The following is a 23,890-nucleotide window of genomic DNA, read 5'->3' on the forward strand; positions in this document are numbered from 1 at the left end:
CTCAAGGCCATGGGCGTCGATACCGAGGCGATGTCGGACGACGACGTCCAGAAGATCGCGCTCGATCGCGCGCGTGCCTTCCGCGACGAGGCGCCGACCACGGCAGCGCAGGCGGCCAAAATCATCCTCGACGGCGTCAAGGCCGACCGCTGGCGCATCCTGGTCGGCGACGATGCCCACACGCTCGACGAGCGCGTGCGCCAGACGCCGGAGCAGGCCTACACGCCGGAGTTTTATCAGAGGTTTACGGAAGAGGTCGGCTGGCGGCTGGGGTGAGGCGACTTTCGTCATTCCGGGGCGCGCGTCATCTCTCACTTGTCATCGCCCGGCTTGACCGGGCGACCCAGTATCCAGAGGCGCCGGCGATAGACCCGAGAAGCCGCGGCGTACTGGGTCCCCCGCATACGCGGGGGACGACGATCTGTGTGGATGTGACGCCTCACCCGTGCACGATCGCCTTCTCGATCATGCAGTGAATGCCCTTGGAGCCGTTCACCGTTTGCGTCACCCGCAAATCCGCGGCGAGGCTGCAGAGTGTGTAGGCGTCCTCGCGCGACAGATTGCGCTTTTCGACCAAGAGCACGATCATGTCGCGCAGCGCCCGGACCACGCATTGATCGAGGTCGGGATCCATCGCCATCGTCATGTAATGCGTCGGCGTCTCGGCGCGCGGATAGTCGAAGCGCAGATCCTTGCGCAGCGTCAGCCTGAAACGGCCCTGCAGCGCGGTCTCGATCGCGGTGACGCAGACCTCGCCGTCGCCCTGCACGCCATGGCCGTCGCCGCAGGAGAACAGCGCGCCCGGCACGAACACCGGCAGATAGAGTTTGGCGCCGGGGACCAGTTCCTTGTTGTCGAGATTGCCGCCCATCGCGCGCGGAATCAGCGAAGAGATGCGGCCCCAGGCCGGCGGCGGCGCCACGCCCATCACGCCGAAGAACGGTTTTAGCGGCAAATCGAGGCCCCAGGGCATCCGGCCGACCATGCGCGCGCGGTCGAGCGGGATGTTGAGCAGCCGGGTCTCGTGAAAATCGTCGGGCAGGGTGCCGGCAAGCGGCTTGATCATGTTCCATCCCCAGTCCTGCCGCAGCTGGATGTCGAGGATCTCGATTTCCAGCACGTCGCCGGGCAGGGCGCCCTCGATCGCAATCGGGCCGGTCAGGATGTGTCCCGGCAGCATCCGCTCGTTTTTGGCGTGAACCTCGGCGAGTTCGGGGGGAACGTGAAACTGGTTCCTGTCCGGCATCATTTCCGGGCCGCCGCTGATGGTGTCGACCGTGACCTCATCGCCGCTGGCGATGGTGAGGACGGGTTTTAGTTTTGCTTCGAAAAACCCCCAGTGGCAGGTTTCGGGGCTGGATTGCAGGTGATGGTGGGGCATGGAGGGGCTTTCTCGTCGCGTGTTCTCACTCTACGCGTCATTGCCGGACTTGAAGGATGCGTATTACGAAGAGAGATGGATACGCGGGTCAAGCCCGCGTATGACACTGAGTGTGCGCCTCCAGGGGAATTCTCATTGTTTTTTCCGCTTTCCAAAACCCTCGGCGTCATGCTGTTGTCGACCAATTTCCTGGTCGGCATCGGCCTCGTCGGCGTGGCTCTGCTGGTCACCCGGTTTGCAGCGGCTGGCCGCAAGCTGCTGGTTGCCGCGGCCGTCTTGCTGGCGGTATGCGCCTGGTCGCCGCTCGGAAAGCTGTTGCTCTATCCGCTCGAGACCCGCTTTCCGCCATGGGATGCGGCCAAGGGCGCGCCGGACGGCATTCTCGTCCTCGGCGGGCCGATCGACGCCGATCTTTCGCTTGCCCATGGCGGCGCCGTCGTCAGCGCCGCGGGCGACCGCATCATTGCGGCGGCGGTGCTGGCGCATCGCTATCCCAATGCGCGCCTGATGTATTCCGGCGGCAGCGCCAATCTGGTGGCCAGCGATGAAGCCCGGGAAGCCGACTACGCGGCCGAACTGTTTGAAGGCCTCGGCATCGCCAGGGCGCGCTTGCTGATGGAGCGCCGCGCGCGAAATACGCTGGAAAATGCCGCATTCTCCAAAGCGCTTGCCGCCCCCAGGCCGGGCGAGCGATGGCTGCTGGTGACATCGGCCTTTCACATGCCGCGATCGGTCGGCCTGTTTCGCAAGGCCGGATTCGATGTGGAGGCCTATCCCGTGGACTGGAGGCTCGGCGCACGCACCGAACTTCTGACGCTATCCACCGTGGCCGGTGACGGATTTACGCGCTCCGACCTTGCCGTGCGCGAATGGATGGGCCTGATCGCCTATTGGGCCACCGGCAAGATCGACGATTTGCTGCCGGGGCCGGCTGCGAACCGCAAGCCGCTGTCGCAACGCTGAAACAATCAGGTTAGAATTGATCCAACGGGCGCGCAGCGCCGGACCGCTTTGGGAGTTACGCCATGCAACAACAATCGCCGCCGGAACAACTCGATTTGGCCGGCATGGTGGCCGATCTGAACAGCCTGCTTCGGCTCAAGACCACCGTGATCGGCATGAAGATGTTCGCCACCGTGGAGGAAATGACGGCGATTCCGAAAATCCGGCGTCCCTCAGCGGTCCACACCACCGACCAGATCGTCAGCATGGCCTCGCGGCTGGGCTGGACCGTCGGCATCACCGCCGACGACCTCGTCGGCGCGCAGTGCCGCGCCGTGATCGGGCTGGCGCCAACCGACGAGAAATTTCTCGAGGGCACGAATTACGTCGGCGTGTGGCATGGTACGCCCGAGGACGCGCGCAAGCGCCAGGAGGCGCTGGATGTCGTGGCCTACGGACGATATCTCGCGCTGGCGGTGAGCCCGCTGTCGAGCGGCCGTCTCGATCCGCCCGACATCTGCCTGGTCTATGCCACGCCCGGCCAGATGATCATCCTGATCAACGGGCTGCAATATACCGGCTACAAGAAGTTCGAATGGGGCGTGGTCGGCGAGACCGCCTGTGCCGATTCCTGGGGCCGGGCGCTCAAGACCGGCGAACCCAGCCTGTCGCTGCCGTGCTTCGCCGAGCGCCGCTATGGTGGCGTGCCGGATGAGGAGATGCTAATGGCGCTGTCGCCCGCGCATCTCGCCAAGGCGATCACGGGCATGAAGCAGCTGGCCAAGAACGGCCTGCGCTATCCGATCGCGCCCTATGGCATCCAGGCCGACGTGCGCGCCGGCATGGGCGCGTCCTACGCCAAGAAATAAGTTCAGCCGTCCAAGTTAAACCGTCATTGCGAGGAGCACTTGCGACGAAGCAATCCATTCTTTCCTTGAGCCATGGATTGCCTCGCTTCGCTCGCAATGACGAAAAACACCAGGAAATTCAAAAAATGTCTTCGTCGAAATTCGACATCGTCGTCTATGGTGCCACCGGCTTCACCGGCCAGCTCGTCGCCGAATACCTCGCCGCGCATTACAAGGCCGACAGCGGCCTGAACTGGGCGATGGCCGGCCGCAGCCAGGACAAGCTCGCCGCGGTGCGCGACGCGATCGGGGCGCCGGCTGATATCGCGCTGATCGTCGCCGATGGCGGCGATCCCGCTTCGCTGAAGGCGATGGTCGATCAGACCAAATTGATCATCACGACCGTCGGGCCCTATCAGCTTTACGGCTCCGACCTGGTCGCGGCCTGTGCCGCTTCGGGCACCGACTATCTCGATCTCTGCGGCGAGCCGCTGTGGATGCGGAAGATGATCGACGCGCATGAGACGGCGGCGAAAGCAAGCGGCGCGCGCATCCTGTTCTCCTGCGGTTTCGACTCGATCCCGTTTGAACTTGGCGTCTACTTCGTGCAGCAGGCGGCGAAGCAGGCGCTCGGCGCAACGGTCAGCCGGGTCAAGACCCGCGTCCGCGACATGAAGGGCACGTTCTCGGGTGGCACCGCGGCCAGCGCGCGGGCGACGTTCGCGGCGGTCGCGGCCGATCTCAGTCTGGTCTCGATGGTGCAGGATCCCTTCGTCCTGACACCGGGCTTCGACGGTCCAAAACAGCCGCGTGGCAACAAGCCGGTCATGGACGAGGATTTGGGCTCCTGGACGGCGCCCTTTGTGATGGCGAGCATCAACACCCGCAACGTGCATCGCTCCAACATGCTGATGGATTTTCCGTACGGCAAGGATTTTGTCTATGACGAGATGATTTTGACCGGCCCCGGCGAAAAGGGCGAAGCCAACGCCAAAAAGGTGGTGGCCGCCGTCAACGCCGAACGGATGGGCGCTTCGGGCGGCGGGCCGAAGCCGGGCGAGGGCCCCTCGAAGGAGGAGCAGGAGAACGGCATGTACGACCTCTTGTTCGTCGCTATCGCGCCCGACGGCAAGCAGATCCGCGCCGCGGTCAAGGGCGACCGCGATCCCGGCTATGGCTCGACCTCCAAGATGATCGCGGAATGCGCGATCTGCCTGCTTCGCGATGCGCCGGAAGTCCCCGCAGGCATCTGGACGCCGGGTGCGGCCATGGGCGACAAACTGATAAAACGGCTGGTCGATCACGCCGGGCTGACGTTTGCGGTGGAGACGTAGCACCACATGTGAACTCCTCATCCTGAGGAGCCGCGCATCTTGCGCGGCGTCTCGAAGGATGGCTGCGAGTCCAGGGTTGCGTCCATCCTTCGAGACGCTTGCTTTGCAAGCTCCTCAGGATGAGGTCGGTGGTTGTGCTCGGCAGGGCGATGATGTCAGGCGACCGCTCGGTCTGCGTTCGCCCGCCAGCGCTGGGCGGCGGCGAACAGGCCCCACATTGCGCCCAGCATCATCCAGAAATGCCGCCAGTGGTCGGTGTCGATGATAAAACTCATGCCGACCGTGCCGAGGAACGCCGCGAAGATGGCGAGATAGGCGCGCTGCCAGGGCACCGGGACAAAGGCATGCCGGAAGCCCATGATGACCGTGACGAACACCAGCGCGGGATAGCAGACGCCGGCGATCCAGCCCCCGGACATGAAGGCGTTGAGATAGGAATTGTGGGTGTCTTCGGGGAAGTAGCGGTTGAACTGCAGCGGACCGATTCCGAACGGCAGATCGAGCGCCATTTCAGCGCCGAGGATGTGCCGTCCGAACCGGCCGAACCGGCCGCTGTCGTAGCTTTGGCCGAGGCTGGCGCGCTGTTTGAACATTTCGCCGATCGAATCGAACGACAGCAGCACGCCGATCAGCATCACCACGATGACGGCGGCGACGGCGGTCATCACGATGATGCGCGAGCGCTGCCTGACCGACGGGCTGGTCAGCACCATCAGCGCCAGCATGAAGGCCGCGGTGATGACCAGCCCGCCCCATGCCGCGCGCGAGAACGCCAGCAGGATCGCCAGCGCCATGATGCCGAGCGCTATCGTGCTGCGGAATGATTTGCCGAGGCGATCGGAGACCACGCTCTGCAGCACGAACAGGGCGGGAAGGATCAGGAACGCGCCGAGCACGTTGGGGTCCTTGAAGGTGCCGCGCGCGCGCCCATACAGCGACAGCAGGTCGCGTCCGCCGGGCACCAGGTTGAAATAGCCCGCAATGCCCGCGGTCGCCGCGATCAGCGCGCCCACGATCAGGCCGCGGCGCAGCATGTCGAGCCGGGCTTCGGTGTCTTCGGACAGCACCATGGCGAAGAACATCACGGTGACCGCCATGTACCAGGAGGTCGCGATCCACATCGCCACGCCGGGGCTGTCCAGCACCGGGATGGCGCCGATGCTGTAGCCGACATTGATCAGGAACAGCAGCAGCAGCAGCGGCATGAACACCAGCCGCAACCGCAAACCGGTGGCAAAGAACAGCAGGGTGGCTGCCAGCGTCGCCAGTTCATACGGACTGGGTTCGATGAACACGATCGCGCCGCAGGCGCCGACCAGCCACACCAGCGCCCGCTGCAGCGCCAGCACGCCGGGCGCGGCCGTCATGGACGGCAGGGAACCCCCGGCTGTGGCCGCATACGCCATTCGATACTCACGCACTCACACAAACACTACGCACTCGTCGTCATTGCGAGGAGCCCTCTCGTCCGCAGAAGCCCGCCTTCGGGCGAAGGCGGATGCGACGAAGCAATCCAGCTTCCTTCCTGGCGCGGTCAGATGGATTGCTTCGCTGCGCTCGCAATGACGTTGCGGGTACCTCACCCAATCAATAAGCGTTCTCGTTCTTCGTCATCAGCGCCAGCGGCGTCTTGATGAGGATGTAGAGATCGAACAGCACCGACCAGTTCTCGATGTAATAGAGATCGAATTCGACGCGCTTCTGGATCTTTTCCTCGCTGTCGACTTCGCCGCGCCAGCCGTTGATCTGGGCCCAGCCGGTGATGCCGGGCTTGACGCGGTGGCGCGCGAAATAGCCGTCGACCGCTTCGTCGAACAGCTGGCTCTGCAATTTGCCCTGTACCGCGTGCGGGCGCGGACCGACCAGCGAGAGATTGCCCTTGAATACCACGTTGAAGAGCTGCGGCAGCTCGTCGAGGCTGGTCTTGCGGATGAAGCGCCCGACCCGGGTGACGCGGCTGTCGTTCTTGGTCACCACCTTGGTGGCGAGCGGATCGGCCTGGTCGTGGTACAGCGAGCGAAACTTGAAGACGTCGATGCGCTCGTTGTTGAAGCCGAAGCGCTTCTGGCGGAACAGCACCGGGCCCGGGCTGTCGAGCTTGATCGCCAGCGCGACCAGCGCCATGACAGGCAGCGCCGCGAGCAGGATCAGGGCGCCGACGATGCGGTCGAACAGCCACTTCATCACCAGGTCCCAGTCGGTGATCGGCGCCTCGAACACATCCAGCGTCGGCACCTCGCCCAAATAGGAATAGGAGCGGGGGCGGAAGCGCAGCTTGTTGGTGTGGGCCGACAGGCGGATGTCGACCGGCAGCACCCACAGCTTCTTCAGCATTTCGAGGATCCGCGTCTCCGCCGAGATCGGCAGCGCGAACAGCACGAGGTCGATGCGGGTGCGGCGGGCGAATTCGACGATGTCGTCGATCTTGCCGAGTTTCGGGCTGCCGGCGCAAGTATCCAGCGCGCGGCTGTCGTTGCGGTCGTCGAACACGCCGAGGATGTCGAGGTCGGAATCCTCCTGCGCCTTGAGCGCCTCGATCAGCTTCTCGCCGTTCTGGTCGGAGCCGACGATGATGGTGCGGCGGTCGAGCCGGCCGTCGCGGGCCCAGCCGCGAACCATCGATCGCAGGATCAGCCGTTCGCCGATCAGCGCGGCAAGGCCGACGAAGAAGAACGCCGACAGCCACAGCCGCGAGATCTCGCTGCCGAGCTTGGCGAAGAACGAGACGCCGATGAACAGCAGGAACACGAAGGCCCAGGCCGAGATCATCCGCGTCATCTGCCGCAGCTGGCCGCGGAACACCTGGACCTCGTAGATGTCGGCGGCCTGGAAGCAGATCACCGCGGCCGCGGTCATGGCGAAAATCGCCCCGACATATTCCCAGTAGAAGCCCGACAGCGGCACCACATAGAACAGATAGATCGCGATGCCGACCAGGCTGAGCAGCACGAAATCGGCGACGCGCACCGCGCCCGCGATCACGATCGGCGAATAGGCCCGCCGGACCTTCTGGTTGGTGACGGCAAGGGCAGCCTGGGACAGCCGGCGGCGCCGTTCGACCGGCGGGCGGTCCGGCGCGGCAGTTACCTTGGCGGAGACCGCGGCGGCAGCCGCGGCATCGAGCATAGAGCGTGCGTTGAGCGGTTCCACGTTAGTCCAAATCCGTCCCTGAAGTTCTCAAAGTCCGTCTTGCACGAGCATCTAGGTATGCTCGCCGCGAGCGGAATTCCCCCAGCTTCCGGATTAGAGGACAAATCGGAAGAAACGGTTAGCGGAGTAAGGAATGGTTAACGATCGGCAAACGCGTCGCGGTAGCCGGCCAGCACGCCTTCGACCATCGCCTTCTGCGAAAAATGCAGGAAGATGCGCTCGCGCAGCGATCGCGCGCGGGCCATGGCTGCTTCGGGATCCTCCAGCGCGGTTTCGATGGCGTCCGCCATCGCGCCGACGATGTTGGGAGCGAACAGCGCGTCGGTATGCTCGGCGAAAATCTCCGGGATTCCGCCGACATTGGCGGCCACCATCGGAATCCCCGCCGCCGCCGCCTCGATCACCACATAGGGCATCGAATCGCCGCGCGACGGCACCACCAGCAGCCTGCCCTTGGAAAAGCCGTAGCGCGCCTTGACGTGGCCGATGAAGCGGACGGCCTCGCCAAGCCCGAGCCGTGCGATCTGGGCCTTGAGATGGTCGAGTTCCTCGCCGTCGCCGGCCAGCGTCAGCGTCACGGGTTTGCCGTCGGCGCGCAGCCGCGCTGCCGCGTCGATCAACAGGTCCGCGCCCTTGATGTGGCGGAACTCGCCGACATAGACCACGTCGGTGGCGTCATCAGCCGTTACGACCGGATCGAACTCGTCGGCGGTGACGCCGTTGAACACGCAGCGCACGAGGCCGGAGGGGACCCCGATGGTGCGCTGATAGGTGTCGCGCGCGAACGCGCTCTCGAACAGGAACAAATCGGTCGAGTTCATCAGCGCGCGTTCGAGCCGGCTGTACAGCATGCCCTTCAGCGTGTTGAGGGGATAATGCAGCGAGCCGCCATGCGGCGTGTAGACCCGGATGGTTTCCTTCGAGCGGGATTTCAGCCGGATGAAGGCGCCGGCCTTGGCGCCGTGGCCGTGCAGCACGTCCGGCTTCAGCCGCTTGATCAGGCGCATGAAATGTGCCCACACCAGCACGTCGGTGGGAAACGGCTCGCGGCGGATGGCAAGACGGTGCACGCCGAGTTTCAGGCGGGGCGCGATTTCCTTCAGCGCCGCTTCGGCGCGCTCGCCGCCGGTGAGGCTGTCGGCGATGATGCCGACGTGATGACCGCGATCGGCCTGGCCGTTGGCGAGATCCATGATGTGGCGGAAAATGCCGCCGACCGGCGCCCGCACCGCGTGCAGGATACGAAGCGGCTGACCTTCAATCAGGGGCATGGTCAGAACCAGCGTTCGCCGACGAGTACGGTATCGCCGGGGCTGATGGCGGTGCCGAGCGGCACGATGGTTCGCATCGAGCCTGCGGGATCGTTGTGGGTGATCGTGACGCGATCGCGCAGCGCGCGCGGCGAGAAGCCGCCGGCAATGGCGACCGCGCTCTCCACCGTCATGTTCGGCACGTAGGGATATTGGCCGGGTGCTGCGACCTCGCCGAGGATGAAGAACGGCCGGTAGGCCTCGATCTCCACCGCGACCGACGGCTCGCGGATGAAACCGTTGCGCAGCCTGGCGGTGATGGCGGCGGCGAGGCCCGCGGGCGTTTTGCCACGCGCCGGCACCGAGCCGATCAGCGGCATGGTGATGGAGCCGCCGGCATCGATCGCATAGGTATTGGTGAGACCTTCCTGGCCGTAGACCACGACCCGGAGTTTGTCGCCGGCGTCGAGCCGGTAGGCGGTGTCATATCTGGCGGGTTCCGGGGCATAGGCCACCGCCACGGCAGGGGCCGTCGCGTGGCTTTGCCCATAGGTCATCGTATCAAGATCGGCTTGCGGCTGCACCACGGCGACCGGCGCGGAGCGGCGCATGCAGCCGGCCAGAGCGAGCGCAGTCAGCAGGCAAAAAATGACGGTACGCACGCCTCGCATCGGACAGCCCAGGGAAAATCGTTGAAGCAAATTTCTGATTCCGATTAAGGGCTTTCATGGTTAACAAAGCGTGACCGTGGCGCCCCCGGACCGATGTTCTCCGGGGTCAATGGCGCGGATTAACCCAGCGGCAACCTTAATGGAGTGTAATCACCGCAGTTGAGTGGATGAGTTGCGTCCGCGGGAGTGTGCGATGCGTTTAGCGTTCTGGCGTGCAGGCAAGGACAAGGCGGGCAGGGCCAAAGCTCTGGTCGAGAAGGCTCTGGTCGAGAAGGCTGCGGTCCAGAGGTCCGCCGCGAAGCCTGCACCCGATTCGTATCGACCGGCCACCGCAGCCCCGACCGGCGATCTCGATCTGCGTGCGCTGGGCCAGGCGCTGGCCCGCAAGAAGGGCTGGATCATCGTTCCGACCCTGCTCGCCGCCGTGTTGTCGGTGACCGCGGTCAATCTGGTGACCCCGCGCTACAAATCCGAAGCCCGCATCCTGGTCGACGGCCGCGAGAACATCTTTTTGCGGCCGACCGGCGAGCGCAGCGAGGAGCGCAGCTCGGTCGTCGATGCCGAGGCCGTCACCAGCCAGGTCCAGCTGCTGCTGTCACGCGACCTCGCGCGCGAGATCATCAAGAAGAACAAGCTCGCCGAGCGCCCGGAATTCGATCCGGTGCTGCAGGGGCTTTCGCCGTTCAAATCGCTGCTGGCCCTGTTCGGGATCGGCCGCGACCCGTTCTCGCTGACTCCCGAAGAACGGGTGCTCGACACCTATTACGACCGCTTCACCGCCTACGCGGTCGACAAGTCGCGCGTCATCGTCATCGAATTCCAGTCGTGGGATCCGGAACTGGCGGCGCGCGTCGCCAATTCGATCGCCGACGGCTATCTGGTGCTGCAGCAGAATGCGCGGCAGGAGCAGGCCAAATCCGCCGGCCTGTGGCTGTCCGGCGAGATCGACAGCCTGCGCAAGAAGGTCGCGGAAGCCGAATCGCGGGTCGAGGATTTCCGCTCGAAATCCAGCCTGTTCGTCGGCACCAACAACACCACGCTGTCGAACCAGCAGATGGGCGAGCTCAACACGCAATTGAACAACGCCCGTGCGTTGAAGTCCGACGCCGAATCGAAGGCGCGGCTGATCCGCGAAATGCTCCAGAGCGGCAAGCCGATCGAGGCTTCCGAGGTGCTCAATTCCGAACTGACGCGACGGCTGTCCGAGCAGCGCGTCACGCTGCGCGCGCAGCTGGCCGAGCAGTCCTCGACCCTGCTCGACAACCATCCGCGCATCAAGGAATTGAAGGCGCAGCTGGGCGATCTCGATCGCCAGCTCCGCGAGGAAGCCAGCAAGCTGTCGCGTTCGTTCGACAGCGACGCAAGGATCGCCGGCGGCAGGGTCGAGGGCCTCAGCGCCAGCCTGGAGCAGGTGAAGAAACAGGCCGGTTCGACCAACACCCAGGACGTGCAGCTGCGTGCGCTGGAGCGCGAGGCCAAGGCGCAGCGCGACCTGCTGGAATCCTATCTGGCGAAATACCGTGAGGCCAACACCCGCGAGAACATCGAGGCGGCCCCTGCAGACGGCCGGATCATTTCCCGGGCCAGCGTCTCCAACACACCAGCTTACCCGAAGAAGCTGCCGATCGTGCTGATCGCGACGCTGGCAACCCTGATGCTCACCGCTGGCGCCATCGTGACGGGCGAATTGCTGCGCATGACGGCGCCGCGCGCGGTGGCGGCAATCGCCTCCGCGCCGGCTGCGATCCGCGCCAGGTCTGCCACTGTCAGATCTGCGGTCGTCACGGCCACGGCCGAGCCTGAATTCGACATCGAACCCGAGGCTGAGCCCGAAATGGCTCCGGCGTTGCGTGATTCTCCTGACATCGAGTCTCCCGGCATCGTGCCCGAACTCTCCGAAATGGAGCGGCTGGCCGATGATCTGCGCAGCGCCGGCGACACCGCGCGCAAGGTCACCGTACTCGGCACCGCCTCGAACGAAAGCATCACGTTGACCGCGCTGACGCTGGCGCGGCTGATCGCGCGCCAGGCCCGGGTCGTGGTGGTCGATCTGTCGGCGTCGTCGCCGACCATTTCAGCGGTATCGGTCGATCCGGCCGCGCCGGGCCTGGTGGAATTGATGCTGGGCGAGGCGTCGTTCTCGCAGATCATTACCAAGGATAAATTGTCGCGGGCTCACCTCGTGATCTCAGGACGTCCGGGTTCGGACCGCAGCCTGCTGCAATCGCCGCGACTGACGCTGGCGATCGATGCCTTGCTGCGGGTCTATGACCATGTGGTGCTGGATGCCGGCACCGCTTCCGACCTGCCGGCCGAACTGCTGACCGCGCAGGCGCGCGCCGTGGTGGTGCCGGATGCCTCGATGGCGCCGGACGCCCGCACCCTGATGTGCGAGCAGCTGCGTGCGGTCGGCTTTTCCGACGTGACGATGCTGAGCAAGCCGGTGCAGCCGTCGTCGGATATCGTGCAGTCAGGCCCGCGCGTGGTGGCGGCCTGAGGGGCGCTGCTGTTACGCACATACGCCGCTGTCATCGCCCGGCGAAGACCGGGCGATCCAGTATCCAGAGACGCCAACGACAGAGTCGAGAAGCTGCGGCGTACTGGATCGCCCGGTCAAGCCGGGCGACGACAGTTCTGATTGTGTTGGTCTATCGAAATCGTCATTGCGAGCGCAGCGAAGCAATCCATGTCTCCGCAGAACGAAAGAATGGATTGCTTCGCTGCGCTCGCAATGACGTCGATAGAGATTGCTCCGCGGAAGATCAGCGCCTAGCGAAACGCGCTGCGCAGCTTCTGCGCCAGGTCGAACAGCGCCTGATTGTGCTTCACCAGATGCTTGGCGCGGTTGACGCCTGACATTGCGGCGGCGGCCAGTCTGCCGCGCAGGCTGAGCGGAATAAAACTGTCGAAGATCGGCTCGTCGTCCTTGCAGAACAGCCGCTTGTAGTCATCCGATCCGATCCCGAGGTCGAGCGCGCGATAGCCGCGTTCGGCATAGTGGTCGACGATGTCGCGCATCAGGATCAGGCCGGGGCTGTATTTCGAGTTGGCCGACAGCGTGTAGGTGTTGAACATCATGGAAAAGCGGTGGCCGTCATTGACGCCGGCGAAGATTGCGATCGGCTCGTCGTCGCATTCGAGCGCGTGAATATCGATGGCGCGGCCGCCGTCCGCAAGCTGCGCCATGCAGGCGTCGCGGACGAACTCCTCGACGCCGGGGTCGGCGAACACGTTGGGCAGTTTCTGCTCCGCCATCCGCTGCGGCTTGATGACGAAGAACCAGTCGAGCAGGCGCTTGATTTCGGCGTCCGTGGTCGCGACGTGGCTGCGATAGCCGGGAAGCGACTGCAGCTTGCGTTCCTTGCCCTTGAGCCTGCGCCGGAACGAACTCGAGATCCGCACTGTCGGCGGCTCCTCGGGCACGATCTTCATCAGCGGACAGTCATTGGCCGAGGCCTGGTGCGGCAACAGCGCCATCGGGTTCGGCGCGCCGCGCCAGGTCAGTGGCTGCTGGCCCAGCGCCAGAACGTCGGCCTCGGATCGCGCGCGTATCGCCGATGTCAGGGCGTCGAGATCGGTCGCGCTGGCCGCGACGGCAAATTTGCGGTCCCATAACGCCATGTTGAAGGTGGCGTGCTTGCCGCCCATGAAGCTCGCGGTGCGAACGCCGTGCTCGTGGCTGAGCGTGAGCGGCAGCAGCAACAGCGGCCGGCGCTCGACGTCGTAAGCGATCACGATGAAGGGACGATGGCCCTCGCGGGCGCCGACCTGCCGCTGCCAGGCACTGAGGAAATCGAAGCGCTGATACGGCGTGGAAAACTGCCTGATGTCTTCGAGGCCGCGCCAGATGGCCTCGGCCTTGTCGAGATCCGCAAAAATATCCACGCCGGCGATGCGGCTGATCCCGGTCGATGCCGGCGCTTGCCCCGTTCGGTTGTCGATCGCGGCGGCCATGGTCATCGCTATACCCGGATGCAGAAGATTATTTACATTTTTCGGCTTGGGCCGACCTTTGCAAAGAAATGTCAACAAAGAGTAAGGACAATGCTTGCAGCGGCGGGGCGGGGCCGCCGCATCTGGGGACGCGAATTTGGCATCCGAAAACCTCTTCCTGACCAGTCTGCGGCTGGAACTGGCCTGGTTGTCCGGCCGCCATTGGCTGAGCGGCCGGGGCACCGGCGGCGCCGGCGTGGTTTTGCGGTTCGAACGGGTGCGGCCGCGCCGCGCCGGCCGCTTTCAACCGCTTCGCTCGCAGGAAATCACGCCGAAATTTCTCGACCGCACCATCCGGGCGCTAAAGCGCTGGAAGTTCGATATCGTCTCGATGGACGATGTTTGTCATCGCGCGGTGACGTCGCCGGCGCCACGGCGGTTCGTGGGCCTGACCTTCGACGGCGGCTACAAGGATCTGATCGCGTCGGCCTATCCGGTGCTGTCGCGGCACGGCGTGCCGTTCACGGTTTACCTGCCGACTGCGTTTCCGGACCGCCTCGGCGAGGCCTGGTGGCTGGCGCTGGAAGCCATCATCGCGCGCGAGGGCCGGCTCAGCCTGGTGATGGACCGCCACGAGCGGCACTTCGACATCGAAGGCAGTGCCGAAAAATACCAGCTCTACGAATTTCTCTCGGGCTGGATGCGCACGCTGCCGCCGCCGGATCTATCGGCCGCGATCAACGATCTGTGCAAGCGATACTCGGTCAACCTCGCGACGCTGTCGCGCGACGCTGCGATGGATTGGGACGATCTGGCAAAACTTGCCGCCGATCCGCTGGTGACGATCGGCAGTGCGACGGTCAACTATCCCGTGCTGTCGAACCTGAAAGACGTCGATGCGCAGCGCGAGATGACGATGGGCCGGGCGGTCGCGCAGGCCGCATTCCACCGCGAGATCAGGCATTTCGCCTATCCGTTCGGCGATCGCGCCGCCTTCGCCCGCAAGCATGTACAGATGGCCGAGGAGGCCGGCTTCGTCAGTGCGGCGTCGGCGCTGCCTGGCGTGGTTCACGCCGAGGGACGCACCAATTTGCACGCGCTGCCGCGGCTTTCCTGGGACGGACGGCAACGCTCGCTGCGCGTCATGCGCGTGCTGCTCTCAGGCGCCGCCTTCGCGCCGGTGGCGCCGACGCGGAGCAGGGTTCGGGACGACGATGAGGATTGAGGAACCCGTCCTGACAGGATGAGGTCAGGCATCCGGCTTCGACATCCAGCTGATGATCGGCATCGCCGGCAGCACCCATCCGATGCCGGCCACGACATAGAAGATCGCCTGCAGCAGGCCCGAATTCGCCAGCCACGGCGTCTGCGCCACCGTCATGCCGAGCAGCGACCACACCACGACGAGGACGAGCAAAGCGATGGTTCCGATGAATTTGCGGGTGCGTATCGTCATGACGGGAATGTGCATTTCTTTGCGTTTGCGCAACTTGCGCTCGGGAGGAGGCGGACTATAAGGGGCGCGCCAGTTCATTCAAGCGCAGCGTCCATGACCGCCAGTTCCGCACCGCCAGCACCGCACAACCGCGCCGTGAGATGGTGGCTGCTCTCGATCGCCGTGCTGATCGCGATCATGGTGCTGGTCGGCGGCGCCACGCGTCTGACCGAGTCGGGGCTGTCGATCGTCGAGTGGAAGCCGGTCACCGGCACGCTGCCGCCGCTCGGCGAGGCGCAATGGATCGCGGCGTTCGAGGCCTACAAGACCATTCCGCAGTATCGCGAACTCAATGCCGGCATGTCGCTCGACCAGTTCAAGACCATCTTCTGGTGGGAATGGAGCCACCGGCTGCTCGGGCGCGTGATCGGGATAGCCTATCTGCTGCCGTTTCTCTGGTTTCTGTGGCGCGGTGCCTTGGCTGCGGAGCTGAAACGCCGGCTATGGCTGATCTTCGGCCTCGGCGCGTTGCAGGGCGCGGTCGGCTGGTGGATGGTGGCGTCAGGGCTGACGCAACGCACCGAGGTGTCGCAATATCGTCTCGCCACCCATCTGGTGCTGGCGCTCGTCATCTTTGCGGCGATTGTCTGGACGCTGCGGCGGATGGCGGGCCGGCCTCCGGCCATCGTCCCGGCGCGGCTGCGGATCACCAGCGTCGCGCTGCTGGTGCTGACCTTCGTGCAATTGTATCTCGGCGCGCTGGTCGCGGGCCTGCGCGCGGGACGGATTTACAATACCTGGCCGGAGATCGACGGCGCATTGATTCCGTCAGCGGCGCGGCTGTTCTTCGAAGAGCCGTGGTGGCGAAATTTGTTCGACAACCCGCTGACGGTGCAGTTCGAACACCGGATGACCGCGTATGCGCTGTTGGCGTTGACGATCCTGCATGCGGTCGATGCTATCCGCGCGCGGGCCGCAAAATACGTGATCGGCATCGCGGTGTGGCTGGCGGCGGCGATGCTCCTGCAGGCGGTGCTGGGTATTTTGACGCTGCTGCACCAGGTGCCGATCGATCTGGCTTTGGCGCACCAGGCCGTCGCCATGGTGGTGTTGACGCTGTCGATCTTCCAGGTCGAGCAACTGGCGGCGCAGTCAAAAGTCACGCCACAAAAGCTAAGTGTACCGGCGGGGCAGGCCGGCTGACCGCTAGCACCAAGGGTTGCCGTAGCTGTTGAGGCCGCAGCCGTAACCATAGGACCAGCCGTTCCAGGTGGTGACATCCGGCCCGGCGTACCAGGGCACGCCGTACTCGACCGGCAGAAATGCGACACCGACCGCCGGTGGAATGTACCGCACATATCCGATCGACGGCGTGAACAGCACGTCGGGTCCGTCAACCAATGATTGCGCGGAACGGTACGGCGCCACCGGGGCCACCGTCGTCCTGAATCTGTAATGCGCGCGGGGGAGCCCCGGTGGCAATTGGCTGGCGGCACGGCGCGCCGCGGCCGTGCCGGCAGTTTCCGCAGTTGTAGGGATCGCAAGCATCGTAATCAGAAACGGCATCATCCAGCGCAGCATGGCCAGCTCCGGGTTTGGACGGCCGCAGGATGCCATTTTTGGGCGGGCTGGGGGATCGAATAGCGCGACGAGGGTTAACGCGGGCCGATGCGGTGGACCCTCTTGCGTCGTCCCTGCGTTCGCAGGGACGACCGAAGTCCGCCCTACGCGCCCAGCGCCTGCTCCAGATCCGCGATCAGATCTTCCTTGTCCTCGATGCCGATCGACAGCCGCACCACGTCGGGAGCGGCGCCCGACTTGACCTTGGCGGCGTCGTCGAGCTGGCTGTGGGTGGTCGAGGCCGGATGAATCACCAGCGAGCGGGTGTCGCCGACATTGGCGAGGTGGGAGAACAGTTTCAGGTTCGACACCAGGTTGACGCCGGCCTCGTAGCCGCCCTTGAGGCTGAAGGTGAACACCGCGCCGGCGCCCTTCGGCGCGTATTTGCGCGCGAGGTTGTTGTAGGGGTTGCCGGCGAGCCCGGAATAGTTCACCGCGGCCACCGCCGGATGGCCGGCGAGATACTCCGCTACCGCCCTGGCATTTTCGCAATGCTTGGCCATGCGCAGCGGCAGCGTCTCGATGCCGGTGAGGATCATGAACGCGTTGAACGGCGAGATCGCCGGGCCGAGGTCGCGCAGGCCGAGCACGCGGCAGGCGATCGCAAAGGCGAAATTGCCGAAGGTCTCCTGGATCTTGATTCCGTGGTATTCCGGGCGCGGCTCGCTCAGCATCGGATATTTGTTGTCCTTCGACCAGTCGAAGGTGCCGGCGTCGACGATGACGCCGCCGAGCGAATTGCCGTGGCCGCCGAGAAACTTGGTCAGCGAATGCACCACGATGTCGGCGCCGTGGTCGATCGGGCGGATCAGATAGGGCGTGGCCAGCGTGTTGTCGACGATCAGGGGCACGCCGGCCTTGCGGGCGACCGCGGCGATCGCTTCGATATCGGTGATGGAGCCCGCGGGGTTGGCGATCGATTCGATGAAGATCGCCCTGGTGCGCGGGGTGACGGCGCGCTCGAAGCTGGCGACATCGTCCGGATCGGCCCACACCACGTTCCAGCCGAAACTCTTGAAGGCGTGGGTGAACTGGTTGATCGAGCCGCCATAGAGTTTTCGCGCCGCGATGAACTCGTCGCCGGGCATCAGCAGTTGCTGCAACACGACCACCTGTGCGGCGTGTCCCGATGCCACGGCGAGGGCGGCAGTGCCGCCCTCGAGTGCTGCAATGCGCTCTTCCAGCACCGCCTGGGTCGGGTTGCCGATCCTCGTGTAGATGTTGCCGAACGCCTGCAGGCCGAACAGCGAGGCGGCGTGGTCGGCATCGTTGAACACGAACGACGTGGTCTGGTAGATCGGCGTCGCCCGCGCGCCGGTGGTGGGGTCGGGCTGCGCGCCGGCATGCACGGCGAGGGTGGAGAAACCCGGAAGGCGGTCGTTCATTCTGTGGATCCTGTTTTCGGCTGATTTGAAAGCGCGCGGCATGCTGATGGCGGAGGCGTCCGTCGTCAAGGCGGATCGGCGGCCTGGCGGATGTTCGAAACGGCCGTGCTTCGCTCCGGCGCTTTCAGGGAACGATTGCGTCGCGTCGGCATCAGGTGGGGTCGGCCTTGTTCTTGGCGGCACGGTCGGAGGCGGCGGTCTCGCCGCCGCCGAGGCTCGTTCGATTGAGCGACAGCCGCATGCCCTGGGTCGGCATCGGCGCGCGCTTCGAACTCAGGGTGCGCGAATTGACGCCCATCCAGGAAATCTCCGAGGAGAGCCGGCCATATTCGATCTTGGGGCAGCGGTTCATCACCACCTTGATGCCGGCCGCCTCGGCTTTCGCCGCCGCGGCATCGTCGCGGGCGCCGAGCTGCATCCAGATCACCTTCGGCAGCGGATCGAGCCGCAGTGCCTCCTCGACGACCGGCATGATGTGAGTGGAATTGCGAAAAATATCGATCATGTCGACGGGGCGGCCGATATCCGCGAGCGAAGCGACGAAGGGCTTGTCGAGCAGGTTCTTGCCGACATGACCGGGATTGACCGGGATCATGTCATAGCCGCGCTGTGCCAGATATTTGAACGCAAAATAGCTCGGCCGCACATTGACCGGCGACGCCCCCACCATCGCGATCGATTTCACGCCGTTGAGGATGCCGCGGATATAGTTGTCGTCGTAATTGTCGTGGTTCATTCACAAAAATTCCCGGTTCCTCATGGTGAGGAGCGCGTCTTCGCGCGTCTCGAACCATCGGGCACACTGCCCGTTGCCATCCTTCGAGACGCGCGCGAAGGGCGCGCTCCTCAGGATGAGGCGTCTACTCATCCACCCATTTCGGCGCGCGTTTCTCGATGAAGGCGCCGATGCCTTCCTCGGCGTCGCGCGCCATCATGTTCTCGGTCATCACTTCCGCAGCGTAGCGATAGGCCTCGGTGAGGTTCATTTCGGCCTGGCGGTAGAACGCTTCCTTGCCGAGCTTGATCGTATAGGCGGACTTCAGCGCGACCTTTTGCGCCAATGCGATCGCGGCGTCGCGCTCGGTGCCGGCGGCCACGACGCGGTTGACGAGGCCGATATCGCGCGCCGTCGCCGCTGCGATCGGCTCGCCGGTCAGCAGCATTTCCATCGCCTGCTTGCGCGGGACGTTGCGCGACAAGGCCACCATCGGCGTGGAGCAGAACAGCCCGATATCGACGCCGGGCGTGGCGAAGGTCGCGGCCTCCGACGCCACCGCGAGATCGCAGCTCGCCACCAGCTGGCATCCGGCGGCGGTGGCAACGCCCTGCACGGCGGCGACCACCGGTTTCGGCAGTTGCACGATCGCCTGCATCATGGCGCTGCAGGCGTTCATGAGGGTGGCGAAGTAGGCGCGGCCGCGATCGGCATCGCTGCGGCGGGCGGTCAGTTCCTTCATGTCGTGGCCGGCGGAAAAGGCCGGGCCGATGGCCGCGATCACCACCGCGCGCACGCTCGCATCGTCATGGATCTGGTTGAGCGCGCCGTGCAGTTCGGCGATCAGGCCTTCCGACAGGCTGTTGCGGGCCGCGGAGCGGTTGAGCGTGAGCACGGCGATGCTGCCAACGGTCTCCCGCAGCAGGATCGGGGAGGGTGGCGTAGCGGCGCGGGCGGTTTGGGTGGGCATCGGAAATTTCCACTAGGGCAGGTGCGTCACCATAATGTAACAAGCCCAGCGAGGCGAGGCGAGGGCAGGCGGGACTGACATGGCAGTTGTGAAAATGAGCGTGGCTGAGCTGGAGGAGTTCCTTCGTGTCGAATTTCCGCAATCCTTCGGCAGCGGCGACACCTCCATCGAAAGCGCCGACGGAACGACCTGCCTGCTGCGGCAGCGCTACAGCGCGCGGATGCTGCGTCCGGGCGGGACGGTGTCGGGGCCGACGCTGATGGCGCTGGCCGATTGCGCCATGTATGTGGTGTTGCTGTCGGCGATCGGCCCGATCGGTCTCGCCGTGACCACCAACCTCAACATCAATTTTCTGCGCAAGGGCCAGGCCGGCCAGGATATCCTCGCGGAAGCCAGGCTCTTGAAGCTCGGCAAGCGGCTGGCGGTCGGCGAGGTCAATCTGCTGTCAGGCACGTCGCCCGATCCGATCGCCCATGTGACATCGACCTATTCCATTCCAAATACTTAGTGTTTTTGACGGTAATATAACACCATATTTATAAGTTGTTGTTTTTGCTATGGGAATTATGCGTCATGGGCGTTGACGCGTGCGGTCGAGCCATCTAGAAACCGCGCAGTTCGGCGCTGATGCGCCTGATGTCCCCTTTTCACGGATTTCCTCACATGAAAACGTTTTCGGCCAAGCCCGCCGAGGTGACGAAGAAGTGGGTGCTGATCGACGCCAAAGGTCTGGTTGTCGGCCGGCTCGCCACCATTGTCGCCACGCGCCTGCGCGGCAAGCATCTCCCGATCTACACGCCGCATGTCGATTGCGGTGACCATGTCATCATCATCAACGCGGCGCATGTCGTGCTGACCGGTCGCAAGCGCGAGAACAAGGTGTATTACAATCACACCGGCTTCATCGGCGGCATCAAGGAACGCACCGCGAAGTCGATCCTCGAGGGTCGTTTCCCCGAGCGCGTGGTCGAGAAGGCCATCGAGCGCATGATCCCGCGCGGCCCGCTCGGCCGGGTGCAGATGGGCAATCTGCGCGTCTATGCCGGCGCCGAGCATCCGCATGAAGCCCAGCAACCCGAATCGCTCGACGTCGCTTCGATGAATCGCAAGAACATGAGGGCCGCATAAGATGTCCGATACCATGCAGTCTCTCGACCAGTTGTCGGCATTGAAGACGGCCGCGCCGGATTCGCCGAAATACGTCAAGAAGGTCGACAAGCAGGGCCGCGCCTATGCCACCGGCAAGCGCAAGGACGCGGTTGCCCGCGTCTGGATCAAGCCCGGCGCCGGCAAGGTCATCGTCAACACCCGCGAGGTCGAAGTCTATTTCGCCCGCCCGGTGCTGCGCATGATGATCCAGCAGCCGCTGGTCGCCGCCGCTCGCGCGGGCCAGTACGACGTGATCTGCACCGTTGCCGGTGGTGGTCTGTCGGGCCAGGCCGGTGCCGTGCGTCACGGCATCTCCAAGGCGCTGACCTATTTCGAGCCGGATCTGCGCGGCGTCCTGAAGAAGGGCGGCTTCCTGACCCGCGACTCCCGCGTCGTCGAGCGCAAGAAGTACGGCCGCGCCAAGGCCCGAAAATCGTTCCAGTTCTCGAAGCGCTAAACGGCGACCATCAAATATCCAACGAAAGAGGGCTGCATCACTTGCAGCCCTTTTTTGTGGTCCTGGTTCAGGCGTGACGGCGGCTGAACAATAACAGGCCACCCATCGTCGCGAACAGCCCGCCTGTTGCCCTGTTGATCCAACGCATGTGCCAGCTGGACCGCAGGACGGGAGCGACGGTGGAGACGCCGAAGGCACACATCGCCAGCACGCTGAACTCACAAGTGACGAAGGTGAGGGCGAGGATGCAATATTGCGGTGCGAACGGTTCGATCGGGTTCAGGAACTGCGGGAAGAACGCGGTGAAGAACAGGATGGCCTTGGGATTGCTGGAGCCTACCAGGAAGCCTCTGACATAGTGTGAGCCCAAGCGCCTCCGGCTGTCCGTTGCAGCTCCCTTGATCCTGATTGCGGCGGCGCTGCCGCAGAACGTCCTGATGCCGAGCCAGATGAGATAGATGGCCCCGATCACCTTGACCACGGTGAAGGCAAGCTCCGATGCCGCGAGCAATGCACCGAGGCCCAATGCCGAAAGCGTCATCACGCCGAGGGCGGCGCTGATGCTGCCGACAGCAGCTGCGAGGGCGTTTGACTTGCCGTCGTTGAGAGCAGTCGTCATGCAGGCGAGCATGGTTGGGCCGGGTGACAGCACCAGCACCGCAACGGCGGCCAAGTATAGCGAGTAGCTCGTCAGGCTCATTGTTGCGTTCCATCGGGCGTAGAGGGCATATTGAATCTCACCAGCCACTGAATGCCATGATGGTGACAGGGTCCATTTCATTAGCAGTCCGGTGGCGGATTCATAGCGAAGCGCCAGTCGCTACGCGCGAAATTGCCGCAGTGCGACATATGCAGAACATCAAAAAGGGCGCCCCAGGGCGCCCTTTTTGCTGCGTATTTGCCGAGCAGTTGACGCAGTTTTTCCTGAAAACTTTCGTATGCGTGCAAACGAATTTCGAAGAAGCGCGGTACTAGCGTGCGCCACGGTGACGGCGCGGGGCTGATTTCAAGCGCGCCGGCTGCCGGCGCATCACAAACCTCCGGTGGACCATGTCGCTCGATATTTCCACGCTGTATCTCGTTGCCACGATGGTTGCGGCCATGCTGGGAGCCATGCTGCTGTTTTTCGGCAAGCAGGAGCATATCCCGGCGCTGAAATGGTGGGGCACCGCCTATCTGCTCGGCGCGGCATCCGTCGCACTGTGGACGCTCGCCGCCGGCGCGCTCGGCCAGATGCTTTCGCTGGCGCTCAATGCCGTCGGCTTCGTGGCCTGCGGCATGGTCTGGAACGCGTCGCGCGTCTTCCACGGCCGCAAGCCGAATTGGCCGGGGCTGGTGCTGGGCGCGATCGCCTGGATCGCCGCCGTCATGACTTTGGCGCCGGAAGCCTCCGCCATGCGCATGACGATCGGCGCCGGCATCGTCGCTGTTTATGCGGCGCTGACCGCCACCGAGCTGTGGTCGGACCGGCGCAGGGCGCTGCAAAAGCGCTGGCCGGCCATCGTGGTGCCGGTGCTGCACGGTTTCGTATTGATGCTGCCGATCCTGCTCGGCGATCTCCTGCACGCGCATGATGCAACGTTTTCCGGCAGCATCTGGGTGACGGTGTTCTCCATCGAGCTCGTGCTCTACGCGGTCGGCACCGTGTTCGTGATCTTCATGCTGGTGTCGGACCGCGCGGTGACCGCGCACAAGACCGCGGCATCGATGGATCCGCTGACCGGCATGTTCAACCGCCGCGGCTTTGCCGAGGCGTGCTCGCGGGTGATCGACCGTGAGGCCAATGCCGGCCGTCCGGTCACGGTGATGATCTTCGACATCGACCATTTCAAGTCGATCAATGACCGCTTCGGCCACCCGGCGGGCGACGAGATTCTCAAACTATTCGCCGCCGTCGTGGTCAACGGGCTGCGCATCACCGACCTTTCGGGACGAATCGGCGGCGAGGAGTTCGCCGCCCTGCTGCCCTGTTCGCTGGAAGAAGGTGTCGTCGTCGCCGAACGCGTCCGTGAGGCGTTCGAGGGTTCGGGAATCGTCGACGAGACCGGGCCGGTCGACACCACCGTCAGCATCGGGGTGGCCGGCGGCCCCGCCGGCACCGAGCTCGAGGTGCTGCTGGCCGCGGCAGATACCGCGCTCTATCAGGCCAAACGCGGCGGCCGCAATCGCGTCGAGGCGGCGGAGGAGCTGCCGCTGTCGCTGGAAAACTGGCGGCGCAAGACCGCGGGCATTTCGCGTCAACCGCAGAAGCCGGCGGTTACGCAACTCGCGTAAGCGCGGGCGGTAACCATGCGTTTACCATTCCATCGATATCATGCTGGCCATGAATACAGCCTCCAGCCATCGCGCCAACGCCGCCCTGATGTCGCTCGAAGCCGCAGCCGCATCGGCGCGCGGCGGGTTTGCCTGCCTGTTCTCGACGTCGGACGAATACGAGACGGCGCTGATCAGCGAACGGCGGGCGCAGGGCCGCTACGGCGCACCGCGCAGCCGCTGGCCGCTGGCGATGTTCGCGGGCTGCACCCTGGTGGTCGCAGGCACGGTGCTGTTCTTCAGCTAGGTATCCGTGCGAAACTGGTATGCCGGGGCGCCGCAAGGCGCCCTTTTTCTTTGCGGCCGGCTGGGCTAGAGACGTCCATTCTCCAGCGAA

The 23,890-nt window shown here is 64.5% G+C and carries 23 protein-coding genes and 1 pseudogene; 12 read left to right on the top strand and 12 right to left on the bottom strand.

Annotation, left to right across the window (positions count from 1 at the left end; all coding sequences use genetic code 11):
* Positions 1-276, top strand: a pseudogene (locus Q7U29_RS27285) (short-chain dehydrogenase); the annotation flags it as partial.
* 163 nt (positions 277-439) lie between these two features.
* Here Q7U29_RS27285 and Q7U29_RS27290 read toward each other — a convergent pair.
* On the bottom strand, positions 440-1,381 hold the full coding sequence (locus tag Q7U29_RS27290) for an acetamidase/formamidase family protein (protein ID WP_304746680.1): 942 nt from the start codon (positions 1,379-1,381) through the stop codon (positions 440-442).
* Between the two features lie 135 nt (positions 1,382-1,516).
* Here Q7U29_RS27290 and Q7U29_RS27295 point away from each other — a divergent pair, with 135 nt between their 5' ends.
* The 3 genes from Q7U29_RS27295 to Q7U29_RS27305 all read left to right on the top strand — a co-directional run bounded on the left by Q7U29_RS27295 (position 1,517) and on the right by Q7U29_RS27305 (position 4,505).
* Positions 1,517-2,344 carry a YdcF family protein gene (locus Q7U29_RS27295; RefSeq protein ID WP_304746682.1) on the top strand — a complete coding sequence of 276 codons (828 nt, stop codon included), beginning with the start codon at positions 1,517-1,519 and terminating at the stop codon, positions 2,342-2,344.
* A gap of 62 nt (positions 2,345-2,406) precedes the next feature.
* A complete protein-coding gene (locus Q7U29_RS27300; RefSeq protein ID WP_304746684.1) occupies positions 2,407-3,192 on the top strand; it encodes a DUF169 domain-containing protein in 786 nt (261 codons plus the stop codon).
* A 125-nt stretch (positions 3,193-3,317) separates the two neighbouring features.
* Positions 3,318-4,505: a trans-acting enoyl reductase family protein gene (locus tag Q7U29_RS27305; protein WP_304746686.1), complete on the top strand. Its 1,188-nt coding sequence runs from the start codon at positions 3,318-3,320 to the stop codon at positions 4,503-4,505.
* 155 nt (positions 4,506-4,660) lie between these two features.
* Here the strand turns inward: Q7U29_RS27305 and Q7U29_RS27310 are convergent, their stop codons facing one another.
* The 4 genes from Q7U29_RS27310 to Q7U29_RS27325 form a co-directional block, all read right to left on the bottom strand.
* On the bottom strand, positions 4,661-5,911 hold the full coding sequence (locus Q7U29_RS27310; protein ID WP_304746688.1) for an O-antigen ligase: 1,251 nt from the start codon (positions 5,909-5,911) through the stop codon (positions 4,661-4,663).
* Positions 5,912-6,092: 181 nt separating this feature from the next.
* Positions 6,093-7,655 (bottom strand): undecaprenyl-phosphate glucose phosphotransferase, encoded by a 1,563-nt coding sequence (locus Q7U29_RS27315; protein ID WP_304746690.1) that lies wholly within the window; start codon positions 7,653-7,655, stop codon positions 6,093-6,095.
* 137 nt (positions 7,656-7,792) lie between these two features.
* A complete protein-coding gene (locus Q7U29_RS27320) occupies positions 7,793-8,926 on the bottom strand; it encodes a glycosyltransferase family 4 protein (protein WP_304746692.1) in 1,134 nt (377 codons plus the stop codon).
* A 2-nt stretch (positions 8,927-8,928) separates the two neighbouring features.
* Positions 8,929-9,576: a polysaccharide biosynthesis/export family protein gene (locus tag Q7U29_RS27325; protein ID WP_304746694.1), complete on the bottom strand. Its 648-nt coding sequence runs from the start codon at positions 9,574-9,576 to the stop codon at positions 8,929-8,931.
* Positions 9,577-9,769: 193 nt separating this feature from the next.
* Between Q7U29_RS27325 and Q7U29_RS27330 the strand changes: the two genes are divergently transcribed.
* Positions 9,770-12,073: an exopolysaccharide transport family protein gene (locus tag Q7U29_RS27330; protein WP_304746696.1), complete on the top strand. Its 2,304-nt coding sequence runs from the start codon at positions 9,770-9,772 to the stop codon at positions 12,071-12,073.
* A gap of 272 nt (positions 12,074-12,345) precedes the next feature.
* Here the strand turns inward: Q7U29_RS27330 and Q7U29_RS27335 are convergent, their stop codons facing one another.
* The gene (locus Q7U29_RS27335) at positions 12,346-13,536 is read right to left on the bottom strand and encodes a GNAT family N-acetyltransferase (RefSeq protein ID WP_304746698.1); all 1,191 of its coding nucleotides are present in this window, start codon (positions 13,534-13,536) and stop codon (positions 12,346-12,348) included.
* 130 nt (positions 13,537-13,666) lie between these two features.
* Between Q7U29_RS27335 and Q7U29_RS27340 the strand changes: the two genes are divergently transcribed.
* Complete coding sequence (locus tag Q7U29_RS27340; RefSeq protein WP_304746700.1) at positions 13,667-14,734, top strand: polysaccharide deacetylase family protein; 1,068 nt, start codon at positions 13,667-13,669, stop codon at positions 14,732-14,734.
* A 24-nt stretch (positions 14,735-14,758) separates the two neighbouring features.
* Here the strand turns inward: Q7U29_RS27340 and Q7U29_RS27345 are convergent, their stop codons facing one another.
* Complete coding sequence (locus tag Q7U29_RS27345) at positions 14,759-14,965, bottom strand: DUF2842 domain-containing protein (RefSeq protein ID WP_304746815.1); 207 nt, start codon at positions 14,963-14,965, stop codon at positions 14,759-14,761.
* 93 nt (positions 14,966-15,058) lie between these two features.
* Here Q7U29_RS27345 and Q7U29_RS27350 point away from each other — a divergent pair, with 93 nt between their 5' ends.
* Entirely contained in the window at positions 15,059-16,147 is a 1,089-nt protein-coding gene (locus Q7U29_RS27350) for a COX15/CtaA family protein (protein WP_304746702.1), read from the top strand.
* A 3-nt stretch (positions 16,148-16,150) separates the two neighbouring features.
* Here the strand turns inward: Q7U29_RS27350 and Q7U29_RS27355 are convergent, their stop codons facing one another.
* The 4 genes from Q7U29_RS27355 to Q7U29_RS27370 all read right to left on the bottom strand — a co-directional run bounded on the left by Q7U29_RS27355 (position 16,151) and on the right by Q7U29_RS27370 (position 19,634).
* The gene (locus Q7U29_RS27355; RefSeq protein WP_304746704.1) at positions 16,151-16,525 is read right to left on the bottom strand and encodes a hypothetical protein; all 375 of its coding nucleotides are present in this window, start codon (positions 16,523-16,525) and stop codon (positions 16,151-16,153) included.
* A gap of 143 nt (positions 16,526-16,668) precedes the next feature.
* Positions 16,669-17,949: an O-acetylhomoserine aminocarboxypropyltransferase gene (locus Q7U29_RS27360; protein ID WP_304746706.1), complete on the bottom strand. Its 1,281-nt coding sequence runs from the start codon at positions 17,947-17,949 to the stop codon at positions 16,669-16,671.
* Positions 17,950-18,100: 151 nt separating this feature from the next.
* Entirely contained in the window at positions 18,101-18,685 is a 585-nt protein-coding gene (locus Q7U29_RS27365) for a CoA-binding protein (protein WP_304746708.1), read from the bottom strand.
* A 124-nt stretch (positions 18,686-18,809) separates the two neighbouring features.
* On the bottom strand, positions 18,810-19,634 hold the full coding sequence (locus Q7U29_RS27370) for an enoyl-CoA hydratase (protein ID WP_304746710.1): 825 nt from the start codon (positions 19,632-19,634) through the stop codon (positions 18,810-18,812).
* Between the two features lie 79 nt (positions 19,635-19,713).
* Here Q7U29_RS27370 and Q7U29_RS27375 point away from each other — a divergent pair, with 79 nt between their 5' ends.
* From Q7U29_RS27375 to rpsI, 3 genes are all read left to right on the top strand, one after another.
* Positions 19,714-20,142, top strand: coding sequence for a PaaI family thioesterase (locus tag Q7U29_RS27375; RefSeq protein ID WP_304746712.1), 429 nt, complete (start codon positions 19,714-19,716; stop codon positions 20,140-20,142).
* 155 nt (positions 20,143-20,297) lie between these two features.
* Positions 20,298-20,762, top strand: a complete 465-nt coding sequence (gene rplM, locus Q7U29_RS27380) for a 50S ribosomal protein L13 (protein WP_304746714.1) — start codon at positions 20,298-20,300, stop codon at positions 20,760-20,762.
* A gap of 1 nt (position 20,763) precedes the next feature.
* Positions 20,764-21,240, top strand: coding sequence for a 30S ribosomal protein S9 (rpsI, locus tag Q7U29_RS27385; protein ID WP_304746716.1), 477 nt, complete (start codon positions 20,764-20,766; stop codon positions 21,238-21,240).
* Between the two features lie 67 nt (positions 21,241-21,307).
* On the opposite strand, the gene Q7U29_RS27390 is transcribed toward rpsI, so the two are convergent.
* Complete coding sequence (locus tag Q7U29_RS27390) at positions 21,308-21,940, bottom strand: LysE family translocator (RefSeq protein ID WP_304746718.1); 633 nt, start codon at positions 21,938-21,940, stop codon at positions 21,308-21,310.
* A gap of 350 nt (positions 21,941-22,290) precedes the next feature.
* Between Q7U29_RS27390 and Q7U29_RS27395 the strand changes: the two genes are divergently transcribed.
* Positions 22,291-23,514 (top strand): diguanylate cyclase, encoded by a 1,224-nt coding sequence (locus Q7U29_RS27395; RefSeq protein ID WP_304746720.1) that lies wholly within the window; start codon positions 22,291-22,293, stop codon positions 23,512-23,514.
* 49 nt (positions 23,515-23,563) lie between these two features.
* Positions 23,564-23,800: a hypothetical protein gene (locus tag Q7U29_RS27400; RefSeq protein WP_304746722.1), complete on the top strand. Its 237-nt coding sequence runs from the start codon at positions 23,564-23,566 to the stop codon at positions 23,798-23,800.
* The last annotated feature ends 90 nt before the right edge of the window (positions 23,801-23,890 follow it).

The sequence above is a fragment of the Bradyrhizobium sp. genome (genome assembly GCF_030654605.1).
Taxonomy (GTDB): Bacteria; Pseudomonadota; Alphaproteobacteria; order Rhizobiales; family Xanthobacteraceae; genus Bradyrhizobium.